Raw genomic sequence first — 2,997 nt, forward strand, 5'->3', positions numbered from 1 at the left:
AACAACTCGGCCAACACCGTCATAAATGCCGTTACCACTTCATTACGACCGTTTTGCAACGCCAGAAATAACCCTGGTGTTTCGTAATCATCTTTCGCTGCTGCCAGCTCTATGAACTTATCTTCTAATAACTTCCCTGCCTTCAGTAACTCCACCAGCACCTTCATAAACGCAGCCACCGTCTCATGATGACCTTTTTGCAGCGCCATCCATAGCCCTGGTATTTCGTCACGTCTTTTTCCCGCTGCCAGCTCTATGAACTTATCTTCTGATAACTTCCCTGCCTTCAGTAACTCCGCCAGTGCTTCCATAAACGCAGCCACCGTCTCATGCTGACCTTTTTGCAGCGCCAGAAATAGTCCGGGTGTTTCGTCACCATCTTTCGCTGCTGCCAGCTCTATGAACTTATCTTCTGATAACTTCCCTGCCTTCAGTAACTCCACCAGCACCTTCATAAACGCAGTCACCGTATCATGATGACCATTTTGCTGCGCCAGAAATAGTCCAGGTGTTTCGTCACCATCTTTCGCTGCTGCCAGTGCTATGAACTTATCTTCTGATAACTTCCCTGCCCTCAGTAACTCTACCAGCACTTTCATAAACGCAGCCACCGTCTCATGCTGACCCTCTTGCAGCGCCAGAAATAGTCCAGGTGTTTCGTCACCATCTTTCGCTGCTGCCAGCGCTATGAACTTATCTGCTGATAACTTCCCTTCCTTCAGTAACTCCGCCAGCACCTTCATAAACGCAGCCACCGTATCATGATGACCATTTTGCAGCGCCAAATATAGTCCAGGCGTTCCGTCACCATCTTTCGCTGCTGCCAGCGCTATGAACTTATCTTCTGATAACTTCCCTGCCTTCAGTAACTCCACCAGCACCTTCATAAACGCAGCCACCGTCTCATGCTGACCATCTTGCTGCGCCATCCATAGCCCTGGTATTTCGTCACGTCTTTTTCCCGCTGCCAGCTCTATGAACTTATCTGCTGATAACTTCCCTACCTTCAGTAACTCCGCCAGCACCTTCATAAACGCAGTCACCGTATCATGCTGACCCTCTTGCAGCGCCAGAAATAGTCCAGGTATTTCGTCACCATCTTTCGCTGCTGCCAGCGCTATGAACTTATCTTCTTTTAACGTCCCTTCCTTCAGTAACTCCACCAGCACCTTCATAAACACAGCCACCGTATCATGCTGACCCTCTTGCAGCGCCATCCATAGTCCAGGTGTTTCGTCACCATCTTTCGCTGCTGCCAGCGCTATGAACTTATCTTCTGATAACTTCCCTGCCTTCAGTAACTCCACCAGCACCTTCATAAACGCAGCCACCGTCTCATGATGACCATTTTGCAGCGCTAGATGCACACACCTTTTTTTTTGAGAATCTGATAACTTTAAAAAATTATTATCAGTCAGACGTAATTCACGAAAGCATGCGGAGAAATCTGAAATAGGACGATCTTTTCCTAAGACAATATTAATATTGGCAACCCACAACCCATCACAAGCGTACTTTTCACCTGTAATGTTAAGTAAAAGTTTACTCGTTATAGCTGCCTCATACAGAGTATTATCGTGACTCACAGACAGCCAGTTTGAACCATCAAACCCAATTTGAACAGCATGATTGATATAAGAAATAACCAATGAGAATGGCACGTCATGGGAACGCATCTCGTTAAGGCAGCAGGTCAGTGATTTTCGATTGAAAGAGCATAAAAAAGCCTCAGCCACGCAAGGTCTGCACTTTTTGCGCTCATCATGAAGGGTATCTTTTTCAGCTTGTGTAAATGATAACAACTTTGCAGGTGCAGAAATATTTTGGTGAAGTGGTAAACCTAATGCAACATATTGTGAAGCGCTTAAGACGTTGCCTGAATAAACGACCACACCTTCAAAAAAAGCCTTAAGGTCGTCTTCCTCACCGTTAGGAAGCGTCTTGATTCTGGCGTTATACGTTGCCCCATCAAATCTTATCACCGCCTGCGCAGCCATAACCGCAAGTCCGTAGCACACCCCGTTATCCACAGACGGATAACCGAAACCATTCATAATGGATAGAACTTTCGATGCCATAGAATTCATTGAGATTTGGAAGAGCCAGTATTTTTAAAATACAGGCAAACAATGCTAAAAAACGAGTTAAAAATCGTTAACGCTCTTGACTTTTTAGGAGTTATAGCAGGCTGAGCCTTGGCATAAATGCCTTCTCAGCTTAAAAATCGGTTCTGTCGCATCTTTGCAGCCTAAAACACACTCAAACCAAGGTTTCAGCTAGAAGATATGATATACTGCCGAGATTCATCTACATAGCAGTAAGAATGCCACTTTTGCCTAAAAAGCTCTTAAAGATGACTGGGCTTTGTGGGTAATCAGGAGGAATTTATGCACTCACTTGACCGCTCTTTAGCTCAGAGCGCCCAGAAGTATTCTCCATCACCCATGGTTTCCCCAAGCGACTCGATTAACACCAACGACAAGACTTTTACGGTGAAATCGAGTGAGTCCACAGCTTCATACGAGTGCTTTCATGATGCACCACAAGGTGACGTTTTGAAGCGGGGAAACAAAAGACCAAGAGTCCCCCCTAGCCCCCAGGAAAATCGGCAGAATACCAAGCGAGCGAAACTGGCTTCAGAGGCAGGAGCTCCTCCCCCTAGCTCCCAGGAAAAGCGGCAGAATACCCGATGGGAGGGCGCCGATTTTACAAATGATTTAGATAATTTAGGTGATTTAGATAATTTAGGTGATTTAGGTGATTTAGATGGATTAGATGATTTAGATGGTTTAGATGGTTTTCTGGAGCAAGAGTTATATAGCCTTCCGAATCAAGAAAAGAAGTCAGATAAGGAATTAAGGCTGGAGAGTCTTCTCGCCAAGCAAACACTTTCCACTGAAGATTTTGACCAATTAAACGAATTTAAAAATGAGTTGAGTACGGAGCAAATCACAAAGATGTTGAGAAAAGCCGAGCATTCAGTTCCCCAATCCGTGT

The 2,997-nt window shown here is 45.3% G+C and carries 1 protein-coding gene and 1 pseudogene; one reads left to right on the forward strand and one right to left on the reverse strand.

The genetic code is table 11. From position 1 onward, the window contains the following. A pseudogene (locus tag JQC92_RS21625) lies at positions 1 to 2,078 on the reverse strand (hypothetical protein); the annotation flags it as partial. Between the two features lie 309 nt (positions 2,079 to 2,387). Here JQC92_RS21625 and JQC92_RS21630 point away from each other — a divergent pair. Then, a partial coding sequence (locus JQC92_RS21630) for a hypothetical protein (RefSeq protein ID WP_205001602.1) occupies positions 2,388 to 2,997 on the forward strand: 610 nt, incomplete at its 3' end.

This window comes from Parashewanella hymeniacidonis (assembly GCF_016900895.1).
Lineage (GTDB): Bacteria > Pseudomonadota > Gammaproteobacteria > Enterobacterales > Shewanellaceae > Parashewanella > Parashewanella hymeniacidonis.